This window comes from Tateyamaria omphalii (assembly GCF_001969365.1).
Taxonomy (GTDB): domain Bacteria; phylum Pseudomonadota; class Alphaproteobacteria; order Rhodobacterales; family Rhodobacteraceae; genus Tateyamaria; species Tateyamaria omphalii_A.
Genome location: NZ_CP019312.1, coordinates 3,634,787 through 3,655,016 on the forward strand (window position 1 = coordinate 3,634,787; position 20,230 = coordinate 3,655,016).

The following is a 20,230-nucleotide window of genomic DNA, read 5'->3' on the forward strand; positions in this document are numbered from 1 at the left end:
GCAGGCTGCTATTCTGCACCGCAGAACGCAAGGGATCCGACCTCATGTATGACTTCGCCGCCATGGGTGCGTGGCTGGAATTCGCGGTGCGCTGGCTGCACGTGATCACGGCCATCGCGTGGATCGGGTCGTCGTTCTACTTCATCGCGCTGGATCTGGGCCTGCACCGCGACCGCGACCTGAAAAGCGGTGCAGACGGTGAGGAATGGCAGGTCCATGGCGGTGGCTTCTACCATATCCAGAAGTATCTGGTGGCGCCTGCAGGCATGCCGGACGGGTTGATCTGGCACAAATGGCAAAGCTACTGGACCTGGATCAGTGGGTTCATCCTGCTGGTGCTGGTCTATTACCTCGGGGCCGAGTTCTATCTGATTGATCCGAACGTGATGGATCTTGCGACATGGCAGGCCGTTGGGCTGTCGCTGGTGTCGCTTGGGCTGGGGTGGGTGATTTACAACACGCTGTGCAAGGTGTTCGTGAACGCGGATCAGACGGTTTTGATGATGGCGCTTTTTGCGGTGCTCATCGCGATGTCGTGGTTTTATGCCCAGGTGTTTACGGGGCGCGCGGCGCTGCTGCATCTGGGGGCGTTCACCGCCACGATCATGTCGGGCAACGTGTTCTTCATCATCATTCCGAACCAGAAGGTTGTCGTGGCTGACCTGATGGCGGGCCGCACGCCGGACGCGATCTACGGCAAGATCGCCAAGCAGCGGTCGACCCACAACAACTACCTGACGCTGCCGGTCATCTTCCTGATGCTCAGCAACCACTACCCGCTGGCCTTTGCCAGCGAGTGGAACTGGGTGATCGCGAGCCTTGTCTTCCTGATGGGCGTGACGATCCGGCATTGGTTCAACACGCATCACGCACGTAAGGGCAACCCGCACTGGACGTGGGGCGTGACCGTGATCCTGTTCATTCTGATCGCATGGTTGTCCGTTGCGCCGGGTGCGCAGCGCGAGGCCTTCGTGGTGACCCGTTTTGCCGAGGCGGCGGGGTTCGCGGACGTGCATGATATCGTGTTGGGCCGCTGTTCCATGTGTCATGCGGCCGAACCGGTCTGGCCCGGATTGCACTGGGCCCCCAAGGGTGTCGCGCTGGAAACGGAGGCGGACCTGACCCGTCATGCCCGCGCCGTGTATCTGCAATCGGGTGTGTCCCATGCGATGCCCCCGGCCAACCTGAGCTACATGGAGGACGATGAGCGCGCGGCCATTGTGGCCTGGTACAAGGCGGCGACGGGCTCGTAAGGCGGAGGTGTCCTCCGCCAAAACCGGCATGGTCGAATCGCGCCAGCTCATGCTAAGTCTTGTGGCATGAACTCCTACGCCCCCAACATACGTCCTGTTATCCGGCAGTTGGACGACGCTGCAATCAATCGCATCGCGGCAGGAGAGGTGGTGGAGCGCCCGGCCTCTGCCGTGAAAGAGCTGCTTGAAAACGCGATAGATGCGGGGGCCAAGCGCATTTCCGTTGACGTGGCCGACGGGGGCAAGACCCTGATCCGCGTGACGGACGACGGATGCGGGATCGCGGCGGAGGACCTGCCGCTGGCCCTGTCCCGCCATGCGACGTCCAAGATTGACGGCAGCGACCTGCTTAACATCCACACCTTTGGTTTTCGGGGCGAGGCGTTGCCGAGCCTGGGTGCGGTAGGGCGGCTGACCATCACCAGCCGTGTGCCGGGTGAGCCTGCCGCTGAGATCAGCGTGGCGGGTGGCGCGGTTGGCGCCGTTAAGCCGGCCGCTTTGAACAGTGGCACGGTCATCACGTTGCGGGATTTGTTCTACGCTACCCCTGCGCGCTTGAAATTCCTGCGCACCGACCGGGCGGAAGCGCAGGCGATCACGGATGTGGTCAAGCGGCTGGCCATGGCTGAACCTTTTGTCCGCTTCGAGTTGCGCGACGTGTCGAATGACCCGCGCACTGTGTTCAAGGCCGAGGCGCAGGGTGGCGACGTGGTGGCCGCGCTCAAGGGCCGTTTGCGCGACGTGCTGGGTGCCGAGTTCACCGACAATGCCATCGCCATTGATGCCGAGCGTGATGGGCTGCATCTGACAGGCTTTGCTGCCTTGCCCACCTATTCGCGGGGTGCCGCGGTGGCGCAGTTCCTTTACGTGAATGGCCGTCCGGTGAAGGATAAATTGCTGACCGGGGCGCTGCGTGCTGCCTATTTCGATTTCCTTAGCCGGGACCGGCACCCGGCGGCTGCGCTGTTCGTGGATTGCGATCCGCAGCGTGTGGATGTGAACGTGCACCCGGCAAAATCCGAAGTCCGGTTCCGTGATCCCGGTGTCGCGCGGGGGCTGATCGTGTCGGGCCTGCGTCATGCGCTGGCAGAGGCAGGGCACCGCGCATCGACCACCGTTGCGGGGGCGACGCTGGGTGCGATGCGGGCCGCGCCGACCGCGCCGCGTGTCTACCAGATGGACCGGCCCAGCCTTGGGCCGCGGGCGTCTGTCGACACCGGTTTTGCCGAGATGGCGCAGGACTTCAGCGCGCAGGTGGTCGAAGCACCCCAGCCGATGAGCGAAGGCGAAGAGGCCCGGGTAGACCTGCCGCTTGGGGTGGCGCGCGGGCAGGTGCACGAGAATTACATCGTCGCCCAGACCGCAACGGGTATGGTCATCGTGGACCAGCACGCAGCGCATGAACGTCTGGTCTATGAAAAGCTGAAACGCCAGATGGCCGACAACGGTGTCGCGGCGCAGGCGCTGCTGATCCCCGAGATTGTCAGCCTGTCTTCCGGCGACTGCGCGCGGCTTCTGGAGATTGCCGATGATCTTGCCCGCTTTGGCCTCGGGATCGAGGCCTTTGGCGGGGACGCCATTGCGGTGCGTGAAACCCCTGCCATCCTGGGCGAAGTGGACGCCAAGGCGATGATCCACGACATCCTTGATGAGTTGGCCGACCTTGGGTCCAGCCAATCGGTGCAGGCTCAGGTCGAGGCGATCCTGTCTCGCGTCGCCTGTCACGGTTCCATCCGTTCCGGTCGGTGGATGCGCGCGGAAGAGATGAACGCGCTGCTGCGCGAGATGGAGGCGACGCCCCATTCCGGGCAGTGCAACCACGGGCGCCCCACCTATGTAGAGTTGAAGCTGGCCGATATTGAGCGGCTGTTCGGACGCACATGATCCAGATTGGTGAAACGACACTCGACACCAGCGACCCGCTGGTGATGGCGGCCCTGACCGGGGCTGCGGTCCTGTGCCTGATCGTGATCCTGCTGATCCTCGCCCTGCGCGCGGCAGGCCGGTCGGCGCGGGCGGCGGAGCCTTTGGCGCAGCAATTGGGGTATCTTGGTCAGCACGTTCAGGGGCTGGCCCAGGGGCAGGAGGGTTTGCGCGCCTCGATCCAAACGGTGTCGGATACGGCGACGAATGGTCAGGCGCAACTGGTGCAGACGGTCGAGATGCGCCTGTCTGCGGTCCAGCAGCAGATGCAGGACCGGCTGGCCGACAATGCGATGCGCCAGAACCGCGCCCTGACCGAGATGCAGGAGCGGATGAAGGAGACGCTGCATGGCTCGTCCAAGCAGACGACCACCAGCCTGACGCAGCTTCAGGAACGCCTCGCCGCCATCGACAAGGCACAGGACAACATCACCAATCTGTCGGGCGATGTGCTGAAACTGCAGGACATCCTGTCGAACAAGCAGACGCGCGGTGCGTTCGGGGAAATCCAGCTGCGCGACATCGTGGGCAAGGCGCTGCCCAGCGACAGCTATGCCTGGCAGCCGACGCTGTCGAATGGCAAGCGCGCCGATTGCATGGTGCATCTGCCCAATCCGCCGGGGCCGATTGTGATCGATTCCAAGTTTCCGCTGGAAGCCTATGAGGCGCTGCGCCGGGCCGAGACGGATCATGAGCTGAAGCAGGCTGTCGCCATGATGAAGACGGCGGTGAAAAAGCACATCTCTGATATTTCCGAGAAATACATCATCGAGGGGGAGACCGCCGACGGCGCCCTGATGTTCTTGCCGTCCGAGGCGGTCTATGCCGAGTTGCACGCCAACTTCCCCGACCTTGTGCGCGAAGGGTTTGACAAGCGGGTGTGGATCGTGTCGCCCACCACCTGCATGGCGACGCTGAACACGATGCGCGCGATTTTGAAGGATGCGCGGATGCGCGAGCAGGCGGGTGAGATCCGCAAGATGCTGCGCAATCTGCACCGCGATGTTGAATTGGTGGTCGAGCGGGCAGGTAAATTGGAGACCCATTTCGATCAGGCCCGGCGCGACGTCGAAGGGATCACGACCGCCGCTGAACGCGCGGGCAAGCGGGCGGGCAAGCTCGACAATTTCGATTTTGAAGAGTTGCAGGATCAGGACGCTTTGCCGCTGAACAATCGCCCCGCGGCGGCGGAATGACCCCGCAGGCACAGCGTATCTTTTTCGAAGCCGAGGCGCAGGCCGAATGGTTCATTGCCATTCTGCGCCTGGTCATTTCGTCTACTTTGGCGCTGGTTCTGTTCACAACCGTATGGTTCACGGGCCTGCCCGAGTCCGATGTGCTGGAATCGCAGCTGATCTATGCCGCGATGACGATGATCAGCTATTTCGCGCTGGGCATCACCATTCTTCTGGTCATCCGCGCGGGCCGGTTTCGCGCTTGGATGGCATGGCCTTCGGCGCTGATCGACTGTGTGTTTATCTTGCTTGGGTCGTGGCTGAGCCTGTCGAATATGGGTCTGTCGGGTGAGTTTATTGCGGCCTTCCCCACGATCTGGCTGATCCCGGTTGTTCTGGCGTGCGGGGCGCTGCGGTTCAATCCGGCCTTGCTTGCGTCGATGGCGGTTGTACTGATCGCGGGCTTTGCGGCGATCCTGACGATCCCCTTTCTCGCGAGCGAGGCTGAGGCGCGGCAGGGGTTGATATTTCTGTTCGGGATGCCCCCCAATATCGTTCGGCTGGTGATGATTGCGCTGGCGTCGCTGGTTCTGGTCGCCGCGTCCATGCGCATCCGTGCGCTCTTGCGCCGATCCATTGACGAGGCTGAAGCGCGCGGTCAGTTGACCCGGTTCTTGCCCGCCGAGTTGGATGATCAATTGGCGGCCCGCGGGCTCGAGGCGATGCGGGAGGGCCAACAGCAGCGTATGGCCGTCGTGTTTGTTGACATCCGTGGATTTACCGCGCGGGCCGAAACCCTATCGCCTGCTGATCTGTCTGCATTCCTGGAACGCTATCGGGCGAGTATCTCGAAGGCGGCGGATGAAACAGGTGGGATTGTCGACAAGTTCGTGGGCGATGGCGCCATGGTGGTCTTTGATGATCGACATCTTGATGCGGCCAGCTGCGCCGTGGTTTTTGCCCGCGAAGTGCTCGACCGGATATCGGACGTCCGCCTGGGCGTTGGTATTCATGTGGGAGAGGTGTTCGCCGGGGTGGTCGGCGGCGAAGGGCGCCTGGAGTACACCGTGTTGGGCGACACCGTGAACGTTGCCGCCCGGCTGGAGGCTGCGACGAAGGTTGAGGGCGTATCCTTGCTGGTGTCGGAAGATGTCATGCAGGCGCTTGATGTCCGCCAGAGCGATTGGCAGCATTTTCCGACGCTTGTATTGCCAGGCCGCCAAAAACCGATATCGGCATGGGGCCTGATGCGTGGATATGCGGAAAGCGACCCCGCCTAGATTTGCATGACAGAAGGGTCATTCGGAGGCGGAGGTGTCCTCCGCCTCGTGTGATCAGATCCGCGCGAACCGCTGCGCGATTTTCGGCAACAACCCTTCGAACCGCAAAGGCGCGTCGGTGACTGCCAGGCAGATGCAGTCTTCGTGAATGTCCGCCACGGGCGTATGGTGCAGGTCGCTATTGGCCACCTCGACATCGCCGCGCGCAAAGTAATCGTCGTCGTCCTGGAACGCGCCTTGCAGCACCATGGTCATCTCGGTGCCGTGGTGGCCGTGATCCGGCATCGCCATGCCTGCGGGGATGTAAAGCAAGCGGGCTGACGCATCCTTGGACGTGGGCAGGATCGCTTGTTTCACGCCCATACCGACCGACCGCCATTTGACGTTGTCCAACCCACCGCCCACGTATTCGAGCAGCGGTTGCGGTAGCACGGTGTCGCGTCCCCGTGTTGTACGGATCGTGTCGGGCGCCCCGCCCGCTATCAGTGCCATCGTGGCGGCAAAGCTGCCGGGTGTCAGCGACACGTCGTTGCCGGGCGTCTGGTCCAGCACCTCGCCCCCCAACGTGTCATAGCTTTCGACCGCAGCGCGACATTCATCGCAGAGCGACACATGGGTCGCGACCATGAGATTAAATGCCTCTGGCAGCGTCCCGGCTGCGTAGGCCATGAGAACCTCGTCCGTCAGGTGATGCTTAATCTTCTGTTCCATATCCATCACTTCATCGCGTGGCGCAGTCGTTCCAGCGCCAGCCTGATCCTTGATTTGATCGTGCCGAGGGGCAGACCGGTTTGGTCGGCAATTTCGCTGTGGGACAGATCCCCGAAATATGCCTTTTGTATCAGTTCCCGCTGGGCTGGGGGCAATTCGGAAATGGCCCGGCCCAACTGTTCGCTTTCCTGTTGCAGGGCCATCACATCGGCCTGATCAGGTTCGTCTTCGGGCCCCCACCCCAGATCTTCGGGTTCGGGGCGGCGCTGCTTGCGCAGCACGTCAATCTTCCTGTTCCGCGCGATGGTGAAGATCCAGGTCGCCACCGATGCCCGCGCGGGGTCAAACATATGCGCCTTGTGCCAGCAGGTCGCCATGACCTCCTGTGCGCATTCCTCTGCCAGCGACGCATCTGCGCCGGATTTCATCAGGAACCCTTTGACCCGTGGGGCAAAATGGTCAAACAAGTCGGCGAAGGCCGCCTGGTCCTGGTCGTCGCGGATCCGGATCATGTGGTCGACCCACAACATCCGCTTTCCGTCGCTGTCTTGCATGAGTGCCGGTCCTGTCGCCCCCACCGGAAAGACCCCGGCGGTTGGCAGCGCATCTGTTTCAGCCGTGTCTAAACCCGCAAACATATCCAGTCTACGCGACACAATGCGTTTCGGATCAAAAATAAATGTCTGGTTTTTGTACATCCGGTTGCGCCATCCCTGCGTAAACTAAAGCAAACCTTGAGACCGACGGGACATCACCACTTATGCCTTTTGAAACTGCTACGACCGCCTTGAAGCGCATCGCCGTGATCGGTGGCGGGATTTCCGGAATGGGCGCGGCCCATGCGTTGTCGTCTGATCACCGTGTCACCTTGTTCGAGGCCGAGCCCCGCCTGGGTGGGCACGCCCGGACCATCATGGCCGGCAAACGCGGTGACCAGCCCGTGGATACCGGTTTCCTGGTCTTTAACTACGCCAACTATCCCAACATGGCCCATTTGTTTGCCGAGTTGGATGTGCCCGTCGTCAAGTCCAACATGAGCTTTGGAGCGTCCATTGACGGGGGGCGGTTGGAATACGGCCTGGCCAGCCTTGATGCGCTGTTCGCCCAGCGGCGCAATGCGTTGAACCCCAAGTTTCTTGGCATGGTCCGCGACGTGATGCGTTTCAACAAGCACGCCCTGCGCGTCGCGAACGAAGATCGCATCCGCACTATTGCGCAATTTCTGGATGTGATGGGCACTGGTGATTGGTTTCGCGACTACTATCTGTTGCCCCTCAGCGGTGCGATCTGGTCGACGCCCACCGAAAAGATCATGGATTTCCCGGCGCACGCCCTGATCCAGTTTTTCGAGAACCATGCGCTGCTGAACCACACCGGCCAGCACCAATGGTACACCGTGAACGGCGGGTCGGTGGAATATGTCCGTCGGATCGAGGCGGCGATGCTGGGCAACGGCGTTGATATCCGGCTGGGCGCCCCTGTGCAGTCGGTGCGTCGCTCCGCCGGGGGGGCGCAGGTCAAGGCGTGGGGCGGTGAATGGGAGACGTTCGACGAGGTCATCTTTGCCACCCATTCCGATGACAGCCTGTCGCTGCTGGCCGATCCAACGGGCGATGAAACGGCGGCATTGGGTGCGGTCAAGTACCAGCCCAACGATGTCGTCCTGCACCGCGATGCCGCCATCATGCCGGCGCATCGCCAGGTCTGGTCCAGCTGGGTTTATACCGAGGACAAAGGCGTGCAGTCGGACCGGATCGACCTGACCTACTGGATCAACTCGCTGCAGCCGATCCCGATGGATGACATGCACTTTGTCACCCTAAACACCAAGCGGACGATCCGTGAGGAAATGATCTACGACCAGACGGTGCTGCGCCACCCGGTCTATGACCTTGCCGCGCTGGCCGCACAGGACAAGGTGCGCGCCATGAACGGATCCAACAACACGTGGTATTGCGGCGCCTGGATGCGCCATGGGTTCCACGAGGACGGGCTGTCCTCGGGCCTTGACGTGGCCCGCGCGTTGCTGCGCGCGCCGCAGATGCAGGTCGCGGCGGAATGACGGCAACCGTCGATCATATCGCGGGGGTCACCTTTCACGGGCGTAAGGGCGGCATTGATAATGCGTTCCGCTACACCGTGGATTACATGCTGCTGGATGCGGAGGCCGAGCTGCGCCTGCCGCGCCTGTTCGGGCGGAACGCGCGCGGCGTGATGGCGCTGGACGACACTGATCATGGCGGGGCGCCCAAGGCCGGGCGTGGCGCTGCGTGGGTGCGTGATGTGCTTCAGGCGCACCAGATCAGCGGTGTCGTGCGGATTGAGCTGTTGGCCCAACCCAAGGTGCTGGGCCATGTGTTCAATCCGGTCAGCTTTTGGCTGTGCCGCCGCGATGACGATCAGATGATTGCGGTGATCGCCGAGGTGACGAACACGTTTGGCGATCGCCACAGTTATCTCGTGAACCACCCCGACATGAGGCCCATCGCGCCCGCGGATCGGCTGCGTGCGACCAAGATTTTCCACGTATCCCCGTTCCAACCTATTGAAGGTGGGTATGAATTTCGCTTCGATATCCGGGACGACCGGATCGGCGTGTGGATCGACTATTCCCGAGGTGGTGAGGGCGGGCTGATTGCCACGCTCACAGGACGTCGCTGTGCTCTTACCAATCGTGCGATTGTGAGCGCCGCCCTGCGCCGCCCCTTTGGATCGCGCCGGGTTCTGGCCCTGATCCATTGGCAAGCGGTGAAGCTGTGGTGGAAGCGCGCGATCTATCGTGCCCGCCCCGTGCCCCCGTCGGAAGAGGTCTCGCGGTGAGCAACGCGGCACCCCAACGTTTGCCAGCCTACGCGGTTTTTGCCGCGTTGCTGAGCGCGGCCGGGCTGCCGATTTATATCCATGCGCCCAAGTTTTACGTCGATGAATATGGCGTGTCGCTTGCGGCCCTTGGCGCTGTTCTGTTTGGTCTGCGTCTGCTGGACGTGGTGCAAGACCCGCTGTTTGGTCGCTTGTCCGAGGCGTTGCGGTCGCGGCGCGGTCTGGCCGTGCTGATCGGGTGCAGCGTCATGGCGCTGTCGATGCTGGGCCTGTTTGCCGTGCCGCCGCTTTTGCCGCCGCTGATCTGGTTTGCGCTGATGCTGACGGGTGTGTTTTCGGCGTTCAGTTTCCTCACGATCAACTTCTATGCTCAAGGGGTGGTCAAGGCAGACCGGCTGCCGGGGCAGGGGCACCTGATGCTGGCGCGCTGGCGGGAAACCGGGGCGCTGTTGGGTGTGTGCGTGGCGGCCATCGCCCCGGTGATGTTGGGCGGTTTCATGGGCGCCCCCTTTGCCGGGTTCGCCGTCGGGTTTTTGGTGCTGGCGCTGGCCGCCGTCGTGATGATGCGCGGCGAATGGGTCAGTGATGGCTTGCCCCCGTCGGTGGGGTTCAAGGCCGTTCTGGGCGATGCGCTGGCGCGGAAGCTGCTTTTGATCGCCTTGGTGAATGCGGCACCTGTCGCCGTCAGCTCTACCCTGTTTTTGTTCTTTGTCGAGAGCAGGCTGGAGGCACCGGGGTTCGAAGGGCCCTTGCTGCTGTTGTTCTTTCTGAGCGCCGCGCTGGCCGCCCCCGTCTGGGGGCGTTTGGCAGAACGCTACGGCCCAAAACCGGTGCTGCTGAGTGCCATGGTTCTGGCCATTCTGGCCTTTGGCTGGGCAGTTACGCTGGGGCCGGGCGACTGGTTGGCGTTCGCCATCATCTGTGTCTTGTCGGGCGCCACGTTGGGTGCCGATCTGACCGTGCTTCCGGCCGTGTTTGCGACCCGCATGGCCCGCATCAGCCCCTCGGCCGCCGAGGGGTTCGGGCTGTGGTCCTTTGTTTCGAAATTCACCTTGGCTTTTGCTGCTGTCACCCTTCTGCCCGCGCTTGAACGGGCCGGGTTTGACAGCGGTGCCGCCACCCATCCGCCCGAAGCGCTCGCGCTTCTCACGCTGCTTTATGCAGCTGTGCCTTGTGGCCTCAAGGTCGTGGCCATCGCGCTGCTTGCCACCACAGATTTGAAGGAGACGTGATATGGACGGCTTGATTTTTACCCTCTTGGGGGCTGCGTTCGTTTTGTTCATTGGCTGGACCAAGTCGCGCTATGCTGACTTTCTGGCGCAGAGCCCGGAGGAATACGCCCAAGGAAACGGACCGCAATTTGATGTGCGGACGCATCTGAATGGTCCGATCATTTGCGAAGGCGTGATCTTTGGCCCGACGGGGCGCGTCTCGTCGCGCTTTGTGGGCGAGTTCGATTGCAAATGGGAAGGCAACACTGGCGTCATGGACGAGGTGTTTACCTATGATGACGGATCGCAGCAGACGCGGGCTTGGCGGTTGACGATCGGGAACGATGGGAAAATCGTCGCGCGTGCTGATGACGTCGTGGGCGATGGATCGGGCCAGCAGAGCGGCAATACCGTTCAATTGAAATACAAGTTTCGCTTGCCCGAAGCGTCGGGCGGGCATGTACTGGACACGGTCGACTGGATGTATCTGGCGCCGAATGGAACCATCGTGAACCGGTCGCAGTTTCGCAAATACGGGATCAAGGTGGCCGAATTGGTGGCAACAATGCGCCCGGCAAATGAAGAGTTTAAAGAAGCAGCATGACGGACATTTCCCTGAGCGGCAAACGATATTGGCTGGTGGGCGCAGGCGACGGTTTGGGCCGTGCGCTTGCGCATTGCATGAGCCGCGCGGGGATCGAGGTGATCGTGTCGTCACGCAGCGAGGACAAGCTGCAAGAGCTGGTTGAAGCCCTACCCGGCAAGGCGTCGTATCAGACCATCGACATCGCGGATGACGAGAGCGTCAAAGCGGCAGCAGAGGCCGTCGGAGAGATTGACGGTCTGGTGCTACTGGCCGGAGTGTATTGGCCTTTTTCCGCCAAGGAATGGAATGCCGAGCAAGCGACGGCGATGGCCGATGTCAATTTTACCGGCTTCATGCGGGTGCTGGGGCAGGTGGTGCCACACTTTGTCGAAAGGGATGCGGGGCACATTGTCCTGACCTCTTCGCTCACTGGGTTTCGGGGGCTGCCGGGGTCGATCGGGTATACCGCGTCGAAGGCCGCGACGATGTCGTTGGCGGAGTGTATGCACGCCGATTTGCGCGACACCGGCGTGCGGGTGCAGGTGGCCAACCCCGGCTTTATCAAGACGCAATTGACCGACAAGAATGATTTCAACATGCCCTTCATCATGGAGCCGGACAAGGCGGCGCGGGTGATGTTCGAATTCATGCTGACCGACAATTTCAAAAAGAGCTTTCCAACGTTTTTTTCGCTGTTGTTCCGCGGGTCGCAATTCCTGCCCGACTGGCTGTATTACCGGATCTTTGCCTAAGCGCAGCGCGAGCGTGATCGCCGTGGGTCACCAAAGCATCGGTCATTGCGCATGTCTGGGTCGTGAGGGTTGCTGCCTTTGACTGGTTGTAAGCGCCAGTTGCAACAGTCTGACCCTGACCCCTCTTTTTTGATCCGAATACCGCGCATACCCGTCGTCTCGATTTGATCCCGATCAAAGCCGCGGCGTGCGGAGTGTTTCAAGGTCAGGTCAGGAGGGTTGATCCATGGATCTTGAGATTGAGCGCGCCGTTGTTGCGCAAGTGGTGTTGATGGGCCACGAGTTGGAGCGGGCCGAGGCCGAGTTGCGCGGTCTGATTGACCGGCTGGACACGGACGAACAGGCCGAGCTGGTCGCGATCATGTGGATCGGGCGCGGTGCGTTCGAACCGGATGATTGGGAGGAAGCGCTGCACACAGCAGAGGCAGAGGCGACCACCCCGTGCGCTGACTACCTGCTGGGCACGCCGCATTTCCCGGACCATCTGGAGGCGGGGATGGAAGCGCTGGGTCTGCCGCTGGGCGATGATGAGGATGCGCTGCTGCGGTAACTGTCTTTGCCGTGCGCGCCAGATGGCCTCCGGTCCCAGTGCGGTTTGAGTGTTCTCAGTCAGACGGCATCGCCTCTATGGCGCCGTCGAATGTCTGTTTGGCGCGGCCCCAGACGCCTGATGTCAGGTCGGACAGCATGAGCAGGCTGGGCAGGAGTTGGTCGGCGTAGTCTTCGCTGCTTTCCACTGGCAGCATTGAGGGCAGGTTGTCGATTGCGGTCACATCGAGCGGTGGGTTGACGTGAACGCGAAGCGCGGGCGCATCCCATGTGGTGGTCCGGTCGTAGACCTTGATCGGGGAAAAGTCGCTGTCGGGATCGCAGGCGATGTCGCCGATGACAGTCAGTTTGCGCGCTTGGTGTGGTGTCCCCGCGGGGACAAAGACCGGCGTGCCGGGGCGCGCCAGGATGCAGTTGAAGAAGAGGTCGTGTTGCATGATTTCGGGGAAGGGGCCGCCATGGGCGGTTTCCGTCATGTCCCAGCGAGTGGTGGGCACGCCCATGACGGTGCAGAGGTCTGCGGCGCCTGAGCCGACGCGGCCGAGGGCACCGATGATGAGTGCCGTCGGGCGCTGCGTGCCGGTCGCCACCAGGTCGGATTGCAACTCTGCCAGCAGGTGGTTGGAGCTGGGGTAGGCGGTGACCGGGCCCACGATCCTGCCCTGTTGCTGGGCGATCCAGCATTTGAGCGCGACGGCCGCCCCTGCGTAGCCGGCCCAGTAGCCGAAGGCCGCGACCCGTTTGCCTGTCTCGTCCACCAGATATTCGAGGTCGTAGAGCGCGCCACCGCCCGCTTTGAACCGGTCGAGCAGGACTTGGCCCGCTGGCTGTCCCTTGTAGGCGTGGCCGAACATGATGTGCTTGTGCGGCAGGGGCGTGCCGTCGTCGGGCAGTTCCTTGAGCCCGAAGATGATGGCGTCTGTTGGTGCCGTGGGCCAGGTGTTTTCGGGGGCGATGGTGGCGCCTGCCTGCGCGTAGCGGTCGGTGGGGATGCAGCGGGTTCGGCTGTCTTCGACCGTGACCGTGATCCCGTTTGCGATCAGTTTCGAGGTCCCTTCGGGGGTGAGGCCCACGCGGTCTTCGTTCTGGCGTTGTTCGGCGCGGACCCACAGATGTGTCATCCGAGCATGCCCTTGGCGCGGATGGTTTTGACGCTGTCGCGCGCCTCCATCGCGTCCATGAAGCTGCGGAGTTTGGGGAAGGGGGCGAGGTCGACACCGTCGCCGGGCAGCCATGTGCAGACCATGAAGAGGTAGGTGTCGGCGATGGTGATCTGGTCGCCGAGGATGAAGGGACCGGTGAGGCAGTCGGTTTCAATATACTGGGCGGAGGCGGTCATGGTTTCCGGCACCTTGGCTTTCATGTCCTGCTTGCTGCTGTCCTGATCGGCCCAACGGTGGCCGCGCATCTTGTGCGCGTGGTTCACGTGCATGGTGGAGGCGAGGTAGTACATGACGCTGCGCGCCCTGGCCGCCTGGATCGGGTCAGTGGGCATGAGGTGCGGCGCTTGGGTGGCGATGTAGTCGAGGAGCGCGCCGGTTTCGGTGAGGATCGTGCCGTCCACCTCGAGTGCGGGGACGCGGCCCTTGGGGTTCACTTTCGCGTAGCCGGGGGATTGCTGGTCGCCTGCGGCGAAGTTGAGTTGGTGGGTGTCGTAGGGCAGGCCCGCTTCCTCGAGCGCGATGGCGACGGCGATCGAGATGGTGCTGGTGGCGTAGTAGAGTTTCATGCGCGTTCCTTAGACATGGGTCTGAGCGTGGTGCCGATCCGGGTGTTCGAGATGCGGCACAGCGTTGAACATCACCGGCGACCACGTGCCACCGATGGGGTGCAGCCGGTGCATCGAGGTGTTCATGATCGCAAGCGCGACATTGGCCATCGCACCGACCTCGAGCCCCAGGTGCAGCCGCATGGTCATCGCGATGAGGCCGCCCGAGGTCACGACGAGGGCGGGGCCGTCGCCCTGGCCGATTTCGGTCAGTGCGTCCTTGATCCGTGTCTCAAACTCCGAGAACCGTTCGGGCACGTTTTTCAGCTTATCGTCCTGCCAGTGGGCAAGCACCTTGGGGAAGTGGTGCACGAACTCCGATGGCGCGGTGGGGACCGGGATGCCATGTTCGTCCTCCAGCGCCTGGGCCATGGTGAAGTATTCAAGTTCGTTCAGGCGCGCATCTTCGGTGGCCCTCATCCCGGTTTCCATGCCGTTGGCCGTCTCGCGGTGGCGCCTGAGCGTGCCGGTGTAGAGCCGCGTGTGGTGTTGGTGCGTCGCCTGCATGTGGGCGCCGAGCCAGGCCGATTGCTGGTGGCCGAGGTCGGAGAGCTGGTCGTAGCTGGCTTCGTCCTTGGCATGCGTGTTGGCTTGGCCGTGGCGGATGAGGGTGATGTGGGACATGGGTGCCTGTTGGTTTGTTGCTCTTGTTCTAGGCCGGTGACGTGCGTGTGGAAAGTGCGGGAGCCTCCGGCGGGGATTTTTTTGAACCAGAGAAGGCGGACTGTGGTGCGTCAGTGTTTGCGGATGCGCCCGACGAAGGCTGGGAGGAGGACTGTCAGGAAGAGGAGGCGGGAGACGTGGGCAGCGGCGACAAAGCCTGGGTTGGCGCCGAGGACGACGCCCATGGCGATCATGGTTTCCAGGCCGCCCGGCGCGAAGGCGATGAGGACGTGGGTGGGGTCGAAGCCGAGTGTGTAGGCGATGGGCAGCGCTGCGGCGAGGGCCATGAGGACGGTAAGTGTTGTGACGGTGAGACCAGCGAGAAGCGAGGTGGCGAGGGCCTGGCGTGTGATCCCGTTGAACCGGGCGCCGATGAGGGTGCCGACCGTCATCAGCCCTGCGTAGCTGAGCCAAGGGTGCATGACCCCCGGTGTCACTTCCGTTGTGTGGCCGAGGGCGGAGGCGACCATGCCGCCGATCAGGAGCGGGGCGGGCAGCCCGATCTTGTCGAGGGCGTAGCCGAGGGCGAGCCCTGCTAGCAGGAGAAGGCCCAGATGGGTCCAGGCCATGGCCGGGCCGGGGGGCAGGATCTGGCCTGTCAGTTCGAACCCGAACGCGAGGGCGATGGCGGGGACCGTGAGTGTGAGGGCGAGCAGGCGGACGGACTGGATGACCACGATGCGCGTTGTGTCGAGGTTGAGGCCTGTGGAAAGACCCACCACAAAGCTGAGGTGACCGGGGGCGGCGGCGAGATAGGCGCTGCGTTTGTCGAGGCCGAAGCCATGGTGCAGGAGCCGCCCGCAGAGCCAGAGCGTGGCCCAGAGCATCACGCCAAGTGCCGCGAAAGCCAATGGCCAGCGCAGCATGGCCTGGGTTGCGCTGCTGTCTACGCCACTGCCGATGCTGACCCCTACCAGGAGGAAGACGAGGTTGCGCACCGTGTCGTCGATGCCGGTGCGCAGCCCCGCGAGGGCGGCGAGGCTGACGAACAGTGCCGGGCCGGTGAGGACGGCGATGGGGGCGCCGATGGCTTCCGCGATCCCTGCGCCGATGGCGCCCATGATCAGGGTTTGGCCTGTGATGCGCAGGCTGTGGGCGGTGGGGCGTGTAAGCATCCCCTTTGGCTATCCGTGTTGCCGGGGGTGAGCAATGGTTGCGGATCGGAAACCTCTATGGCGCAAAACCGGGGTGCGGTGTCGGGATTGGGAGTCACCTGGCCCCCAATGCTCCCCTATATCGGATGGAGCACAGGGAGATTTGGCGCATGTCGGACAAGGTGACGTTCACGCTGGACGGGCAAGAGGTTGTGGCCGAGGCGGGCATGACCATCTGGGACGTGGCCCATGGCCGCGGTCTGGTGATCCCGCATCTGTGTCACAAGCCTGCGCCCGGCTATCGCCCTGACGGGAACTGTCGCGCCTGTATGGTCGAGATCGAGGGCGAGCGGGTGCTGGCCGCGTCGTGCATTCGCGAGCCCAGCGACGGCATGGTTGTGACCACCAATTCTGCCCGTGCAGAGAGTGCACGGAAGATGGTCGTCGAGATGCTGATGGCCGATCAGCCCGAGCGCGACGTGGCGCATGACAAGTCCGCCCACCTTTGGGACATGGCCGAGATGAACGGTGTGTCCGAGAGCCGGTTTCCCAAGCTGGAAGAGGGGCGCATTCCGCTGCTGGATGACAGCCACGTGGCGATGTCGGTGAACCTCGATGCCTGCATTCAGTGCGGGCTGTGCGTGCGCGCCTGTCGCGAGGTGCAGGTCAATGACGTGATCGGCATGGCGGGGCGGGGGCATGACAGCTATCCGACCTTTGATATGGCCGACCCGATGGGCGAGAGCACCTGTGTGGCCTGCGGTGAATGTGTGCAGGCCTGCCCGACGGGGGCGTTGATGCCGTCGACTGTTGTGGACGACGCGCAGGTTGGGGACAGCAAGGACTACGACAGCGAGGTCGAGAGCATTTGTCCGTTCTGCGGTGTTGGGTGTCAGGTGTCGCTGAAGGTGAAGGATGGCCGCGTCAAATATGTCGAGGGCATCAATGGGCCCGCAAACGAGGGGCGGCTCTGTGTGAAGGGGCGCTTTGGCTTTGACTACATCCATCACGATCACCGTCTGACCAAACCGCTGATCCGGCGCGAGGACGCGCCTGCGAAGGGGCTGAATGTGGACCCCGGCGATTGGTCGACGCATTTCCGGGAAGCGTCCTGGGAGGAGGCTTTGGATTTTGCTGCCAACGGTCTGAAGGGGCGCGGGCGTGAAGTGGCTGGCTTTGGGTCGGCGAAGTGTACGAACGAGGAAGCCTATCTGTTTCAGAAGATGATCCGGCAGGGCTTTGGCCACAACAATGTCGATCACTGCACGCGGTTGTGTCATGCGTCATCCGTGGCGGCGCTGATGGAGAATGTGGGGTCGGGTGCTGTGACGGCGACCTTCAACGAGATCGAGAATGCGGATGTGGCGATTGCGATTGGGTGTAACCCGATCGAGAACCACCCGGTGGCGGCGACCTATTTCAAGCAGTTCACCAAGCGCGGTGGCAAGCTGATCGTGATGGACCCGCGAGGGCAGGCGTTGAAACGTTTTGCCAGCCACATGTTGCAGTTCCGGCCCGGCGCGGATGTGAGCATGCTTAACGCGATCATGCATGTGATCGTCGAAGAGGGTCTGTACGACCAGCAGTATATCGACGCCTATACCGAGAATTGGGACGCAGAGAAGGCGCATCTGGAAGGCTTTGCGCCCGAGAAGATGGCGGAGATCTGTGGGATCGAGGCGGAGGTGCTGCGCGATGTGGCGCGCACCTTTGCCGGGGCCAAGTCGGCGATGATCTTCTGGGGTATGGGTGTCAGCCAGCACATTCATGGGACCGACAATTCGCGCTGTCTGATTTCGCTTGCGCTGATGACCGGGCAGGTGGGGCGGCCAGGGGCTGGCCTGCATCCGCTCAGGGGCCAGAACAATGTGCAAGGCGCGTCTGATGCCGGCCTGATTCCGATGTTCCTGCCTGACTACCAGACGGTGACGGATGATGGCGTGCGCTCGGCCTTTACCGATGTCTGGGGGTCTGGCGATTTCTCGAACGAGAAGGGGCTGACCGTCACTGAAATCATGGATGACGTGCATGCCGGGAACATCAAGGCGATGTATATTCTGGGTGAGAACCCGGCCATGTCGGACCCGGATGTGGAGCATGCGCGCGATGCGCTTGCCAAGCTGGATCATCTGGTGGTGCAGGACATTTTCATCACCGAGACGGCGAATTATGCCGATGTGATCCTGCCTGCCTCGGCCTTTGCCGAGAAGACGGGGACCGTGACCAACACGAACCGTCAGGTGCAGATGGGGCGCCCCGCGGTGCCGCCGCCCGGCGAGGCCAAGGAAGATTGGTGGATCGAGGTGGAACTGGCCAAGCGGCTGGGCCTGGGCTGGGAGTATCAGAGCCCGGCGGATGTGTTTGCCGAGATGAAGTTGAACATGAAGTCGCTCGACAACATCACGTGGGCGCGGCTGGAGGGGCAGAATGCTGTCACCTATCCGTCCTTGAGCCCGGAGGATCCGGGGCAGGCGATTGTGTTTGGCGATGGGTTTCCGCGCCCGGAGGGCCGTGCGCGGTTTACGCCCGCGTCGGTGATTGCGCCGGACGATGTGCCGGATGCCGAGTACCCGATGATCCTGACCACGGGGCGGCAGCTCGAGCATTGGCATACCGGGTCGATGACGCGCCGTGCGACCGTTCTGGATGCGGTGGAACCGGAGGCGAATTGTTCCTTGCACCCTTCGACCTTGCGCAAGCTGGGGGCCGTGCCGGGCGATATGGTGCGGTTGACGACCAAGCGCGGGTCCATCGAGATCATGGCGCGGGAAGATCGTGCGGTATCACCCGACATGGTGTTCCTGCCCTTTGCCTATGTCGAGGCGGCGGCGAACATTCTGACGAACCCGGCCGTTGATCCCTATGGCAAGATTCCGGAGTTCAAGTTTTCGGCTGTCCGCGTTGAGGCCGTGGCCGGGGCTGTTGCGGCGGAGTGATCCGGATGTGCGCCTGGCGGCGCGCGCGATTCATTTTTGTGAATGGGGGCTCTGCCCCCAAACCCCCGAAGTATTTCTGGCCAGAAGAAGGGGAGTGCGGTGGCGCTGAATTCTGAGCGGTTCGTGGCAGATTTGCATATCCTGCGCACCTTTGGTGCGTCGGGGGTGGGCAAGGGTGTCGTGCGCCCCGCCTATTCCGAGGCGGATATGGCGGCGCGGGACTGGTTGGCATCGCGTATGGCAGAGGCGGGGTTGGAACCGCGCTTTGATGTGATGGGGAACCTGTTTGGCGTTGCCGAGGGGCCGTCGCTGCTGCTTGGGTCGCATTCGGACAGTCAGCCGCAGGGCGGGTGGCTGGATGGGGCGCTGGGCGTTGTCGCTGCCTTGGAAGTGGCGCGGGCGAGTGTCGAGGCGGGTGGGCCTGCGATTTCGGTGGTGTCCTTTCAGGATGAAGAGGGGCGCTATGGCGTGACCACCGGATCGAACGTCTGGACCGGTGGGCTGTCCTTGGCCGACGCGGATGCGTTGGTGGACCATGATGGGGTCGCTTTGGGTGAGGCCCGGCGGGTTGTCGGGGACCGGGTTGGCGCGCCGGTTGATCCCGCGCAGTTTACCGCTTTTGTCGAACTGCATATCGAGCAGGGGGCGACTTTGGATACTGCCGGCGCGCAGATCGGGGTTGTGACGGACATTGTCGGCATTCGGGATCGGGTGATCACCCTGACAGGGCAGCAGAACCACGCGGGGACGACGGCCATGGCGCTGCGCCGGGATGCGTTTCAGGGGCTTGTGGCCTTTTCCGGCCGATTGAATGAGCGGCTGCGGAATGTGGTGACGCCCTCGTCCGTCTGGACCATTGGACATGTCGCTGTCGCGCCGAATGCGTCGTCCATCGTGCCGGGACAGGTGCGGTTTTCGATGCAATGGCGTGATGGGGACGCAGACCGGTTGGCGCGGATGGAAGCGGTGATCGAGGAAACCCTGGCCGAGGTCGCGGCCGAGATGAATTTGGGTGTCGAACAGGGGCCGCTTTTGGGGTTGGAGCCTGTGGCGATGGATGGCCATCTGCGGGCATGCCTGGAGGCCGGAGCGGAGGCTGTGGCGCCGGGCAAGTGGCGGCGCATGCCATCTGGCGCGCTGCATGATGCCACGAATGTGGCGCGGGTCATGCCTGTCGCGATGCTTTTTGTACCGTCCATTGGCGGCATCAGCCATGCGTTTGAGGAAGACACGGATGAGGCTGATCTGGTGGCGGGTCTGCGGGTGCTGGCCCATGCTGCGGGGCTTCAGGCCCTGGCATAGCCCCGGTTGAGCGCGCGTTGCCGGTAGCGGTCGGCAGCAGTGGAGGCGGCGCGGAGGTCGCTGTGGCAGGTGATGTGGCGGCAGGGTTTTCCGCCCTTGAACCCCCATTCGATCACCACTGATGCCTCGGCAAAGAGGTTCAGCGTGATTTCGACCCGGTAGAACCGGGCGTCGTCAGATCGGTAGAGGAGCGCTTCGACCATGTTC

General features: G+C 62.8%; 19 protein-coding genes. 12 read left to right on the top strand and 7 right to left on the bottom strand.

All coding sequences use genetic code 11. The features are described from left to right. Positions 1-44 precede the first annotated feature (44 nt). The 4 genes from BWR18_RS18210 (at position 45) to BWR18_RS18225 (ending at position 5,631) form a co-directional block, all read left to right on the top strand. Positions 45-1,253 (top strand): urate hydroxylase PuuD, encoded by a 1,209-nt coding sequence (locus BWR18_RS18210; RefSeq protein WP_076629830.1) that lies wholly within the window; start codon positions 45-47, stop codon positions 1,251-1,253. A gap of 66 nt (positions 1,254-1,319) precedes the next feature. Beyond that, positions 1,320-3,137 (top strand): DNA mismatch repair endonuclease MutL, encoded by a 1,818-nt coding sequence (mutL, locus tag BWR18_RS18215; protein ID WP_076629831.1) that lies wholly within the window; start codon positions 1,320-1,322, stop codon positions 3,135-3,137. Next, positions 3,134-4,372: a DNA recombination protein RmuC gene (locus BWR18_RS18220; protein WP_076629832.1), complete on the top strand. Its 1,239-nt coding sequence runs from the start codon at positions 3,134-3,136 to the stop codon at positions 4,370-4,372. Before mutL ends, BWR18_RS18220 begins: the two co-directional genes overlap by 4 nt. Beyond that, entirely contained in the window at positions 4,369-5,631 is a 1,263-nt protein-coding gene (locus BWR18_RS18225) for an adenylate/guanylate cyclase domain-containing protein (protein WP_076629833.1), read from the top strand. The genes BWR18_RS18220 and BWR18_RS18225 overlap by 4 nt, the downstream gene beginning before the upstream one ends. Before the next feature lie 54 nt (positions 5,632-5,685). Here the strand turns inward: BWR18_RS18225 and BWR18_RS18230 are convergent, their stop codons facing one another. After that, a complete protein-coding gene (locus BWR18_RS18230) occupies positions 5,686-6,342 on the bottom strand; it encodes a ChrR family anti-sigma-E factor (protein WP_076630416.1) in 657 nt (218 codons plus the stop codon). A gap of 5 nt (positions 6,343-6,347) precedes the next feature. Beyond that, positions 6,348-6,872: a sigma-70 family RNA polymerase sigma factor gene (locus tag BWR18_RS18235; RefSeq protein ID WP_216637331.1), complete on the bottom strand. Its 525-nt coding sequence runs from the start codon at positions 6,870-6,872 to the stop codon at positions 6,348-6,350. A gap of 230 nt (positions 6,873-7,102) precedes the next feature. Between BWR18_RS18235 and BWR18_RS18240 the strand changes: the two genes are divergently transcribed. The 6 genes from BWR18_RS18240 to BWR18_RS18265 all read left to right on the top strand — a co-directional run bounded on the left by BWR18_RS18240 (position 7,103) and on the right by BWR18_RS18265 (position 12,261). Beyond that, positions 7,103-8,404: an NAD(P)/FAD-dependent oxidoreductase gene (locus tag BWR18_RS18240; RefSeq protein WP_076629834.1), complete on the top strand. Its 1,302-nt coding sequence runs from the start codon at positions 7,103-7,105 to the stop codon at positions 8,402-8,404. Further along, complete coding sequence (locus BWR18_RS18245; RefSeq protein WP_076629835.1) at positions 8,401-9,162, top strand: DUF1365 domain-containing protein; 762 nt, start codon at positions 8,401-8,403, stop codon at positions 9,160-9,162. Before BWR18_RS18240 ends, BWR18_RS18245 begins: the two co-directional genes overlap by 4 nt. Continuing rightward, complete coding sequence (locus BWR18_RS18250) at positions 9,159-10,394, top strand: MFS transporter (protein ID WP_076629836.1); 1,236 nt, start codon at positions 9,159-9,161, stop codon at positions 10,392-10,394. The genes BWR18_RS18245 and BWR18_RS18250 overlap by 4 nt, the downstream gene beginning before the upstream one ends. 1 nt (position 10,395) lies before the next feature. Then, the gene (locus BWR18_RS18255; RefSeq protein WP_076629837.1) at positions 10,396-10,977 is read left to right on the top strand and encodes a DUF3833 family protein; all 582 of its coding nucleotides are present in this window, start codon (positions 10,396-10,398) and stop codon (positions 10,975-10,977) included. Further along, a complete protein-coding gene (locus tag BWR18_RS18260) occupies positions 10,974-11,711 on the top strand; it encodes an SDR family NAD(P)-dependent oxidoreductase (protein ID WP_076629838.1) in 738 nt (245 codons plus the stop codon). Before BWR18_RS18255 ends, BWR18_RS18260 begins: the two co-directional genes overlap by 4 nt. Before the next feature lie 226 nt (positions 11,712-11,937). Then, a complete protein-coding gene (locus BWR18_RS18265) occupies positions 11,938-12,261 on the top strand; it encodes a DUF3775 domain-containing protein (protein WP_076629839.1) in 324 nt (107 codons plus the stop codon). 55 nt (positions 12,262-12,316) lie between these two features. Here the strand turns inward: BWR18_RS18265 and BWR18_RS18270 are convergent, their stop codons facing one another. The 4 genes from BWR18_RS18270 to BWR18_RS18285 form a co-directional block, all read right to left on the bottom strand. Continuing rightward, the gene (locus tag BWR18_RS18270; protein WP_076629840.1) at positions 12,317-13,381 is read right to left on the bottom strand and encodes a saccharopine dehydrogenase; all 1,065 of its coding nucleotides are present in this window, start codon (positions 13,379-13,381) and stop codon (positions 12,317-12,319) included. Next, on the bottom strand, positions 13,378-13,989 hold the full coding sequence (locus BWR18_RS18275) for a glutathione S-transferase family protein (protein WP_076629841.1): 612 nt from the start codon (positions 13,987-13,989) through the stop codon (positions 13,378-13,380). The genes BWR18_RS18270 and BWR18_RS18275 overlap by 4 nt, the downstream gene beginning before the upstream one ends. Positions 13,990-13,998: 9 nt before the next feature. Beyond that, the gene (locus BWR18_RS18280; protein WP_076629842.1) at positions 13,999-14,652 is read right to left on the bottom strand and encodes a histidine phosphatase family protein; all 654 of its coding nucleotides are present in this window, start codon (positions 14,650-14,652) and stop codon (positions 13,999-14,001) included. A 110-nt stretch (positions 14,653-14,762) separates the two neighbouring features. Then, positions 14,763-15,806, bottom strand: coding sequence for an AbrB family transcriptional regulator (locus BWR18_RS18285; protein WP_076629843.1), 1,044 nt, complete (start codon positions 15,804-15,806; stop codon positions 14,763-14,765). 149 nt (positions 15,807-15,955) lie between these two features. Between BWR18_RS18285 and fdhF the strand changes: the two genes are divergently transcribed. Together fdhF and BWR18_RS18295 are read left to right on the top strand one after the other, a co-directional pair. Next, the gene (fdhF, locus tag BWR18_RS18290) at positions 15,956-18,721 is read left to right on the top strand and encodes a formate dehydrogenase subunit alpha (RefSeq protein WP_076630417.1); all 2,766 of its coding nucleotides are present in this window, start codon (positions 15,956-15,958) and stop codon (positions 18,719-18,721) included. Positions 18,722-18,820: 99 nt separating this feature from the next. Next, on the top strand, positions 18,821-20,023 hold the full coding sequence (locus BWR18_RS18295) for a hydantoinase/carbamoylase family amidase (protein ID WP_172839402.1): 1,203 nt from the start codon (positions 18,821-18,823) through the stop codon (positions 20,021-20,023). On the opposite strand, the gene BWR18_RS18300 is transcribed toward BWR18_RS18295, so the two are convergent. After that, entirely contained in the window at positions 20,008-20,226 is a 219-nt protein-coding gene (locus BWR18_RS18300; protein WP_076629845.1) for a WGR domain-containing protein, read from the bottom strand. The two genes, BWR18_RS18295 and BWR18_RS18300, sit on opposite strands and share 16 nt — an antisense overlap. Positions 20,227-20,230: the final 4 nt, after the last annotated feature.

What these genes read in the sequence shown, in the direction of transcription:
- BWR18_RS18210 (WP_076629830.1), top strand. Translation starts at nt 45, where the DNA reads ATGTATGACTTCGCCGCCATGGGTGCGTGGCTGGAATTCGCGGTGCGC.
- mutL (WP_076629831.1), top strand. Translation starts at nt 1,320, where the DNA reads ATGAACTCCTACGCCCCCAACATACGTCCTGTTATCCGGCAGTTGGAC.
- BWR18_RS18220 (WP_076629832.1), top strand. Translation starts at nt 3,134, where the DNA reads ATGATCCAGATTGGTGAAACGACACTCGACACCAGCGACCCGCTGGTG.
- BWR18_RS18225 (WP_076629833.1), top strand. Translation starts at nt 4,369, where the DNA reads ATGACCCCGCAGGCACAGCGTATCTTTTTCGAAGCCGAGGCGCAGGCC.
- BWR18_RS18230 (WP_076630416.1), bottom strand. Translation starts at nt 6,342, where the DNA reads ATGGAACAGAAGATTAAGCATCACCTGACGGACGAGGTTCTCATGGCC.
- BWR18_RS18235 (WP_216637331.1), bottom strand. Translation starts at nt 6,872, where the DNA reads ATGTTGTGGGTCGACCACATGATCCGGATCCGCGACGACCAGGACCAG.
- BWR18_RS18240 (WP_076629834.1), top strand. Translation starts at nt 7,103, where the DNA reads ATGCCTTTTGAAACTGCTACGACCGCCTTGAAGCGCATCGCCGTGATC.
- BWR18_RS18245 (WP_076629835.1), top strand. Translation starts at nt 8,401, where the DNA reads ATGACGGCAACCGTCGATCATATCGCGGGGGTCACCTTTCACGGGCGT.
- BWR18_RS18255 (WP_076629837.1), top strand. Translation starts at nt 10,396, where the DNA reads ATGGACGGCTTGATTTTTACCCTCTTGGGGGCTGCGTTCGTTTTGTTC.
- BWR18_RS18260 (WP_076629838.1), top strand. Translation starts at nt 10,974, where the DNA reads ATGACGGACATTTCCCTGAGCGGCAAACGATATTGGCTGGTGGGCGCA.
- BWR18_RS18265 (WP_076629839.1), top strand. Translation starts at nt 11,938, where the DNA reads ATGGATCTTGAGATTGAGCGCGCCGTTGTTGCGCAAGTGGTGTTGATG.
- BWR18_RS18270 (WP_076629840.1), bottom strand. Translation starts at nt 13,381, where the DNA reads ATGACACATCTGTGGGTCCGCGCCGAACAACGCCAGAACGAAGACCGC.
- BWR18_RS18275 (WP_076629841.1), bottom strand. Translation starts at nt 13,989, where the DNA reads ATGAAACTCTACTACGCCACCAGCACCATCTCGATCGCCGTCGCCATC.
- BWR18_RS18280 (WP_076629842.1), bottom strand. Translation starts at nt 14,652, where the DNA reads ATGTCCCACATCACCCTCATCCGCCACGGCCAAGCCAACACGCATGCC.
- BWR18_RS18285 (WP_076629843.1), bottom strand. Translation starts at nt 15,806, where the DNA reads ATGCTTACACGCCCCACCGCCCACAGCCTGCGCATCACAGGCCAAACC.
- fdhF (WP_076630417.1), top strand. Translation starts at nt 15,956, where the DNA reads ATGTCGGACAAGGTGACGTTCACGCTGGACGGGCAAGAGGTTGTGGCC.
- BWR18_RS18300 (WP_076629845.1), bottom strand. Translation starts at nt 20,226, where the DNA reads ATGGTCGAAGCGCTCCTCTACCGATCTGACGACGCCCGGTTCTACCGG.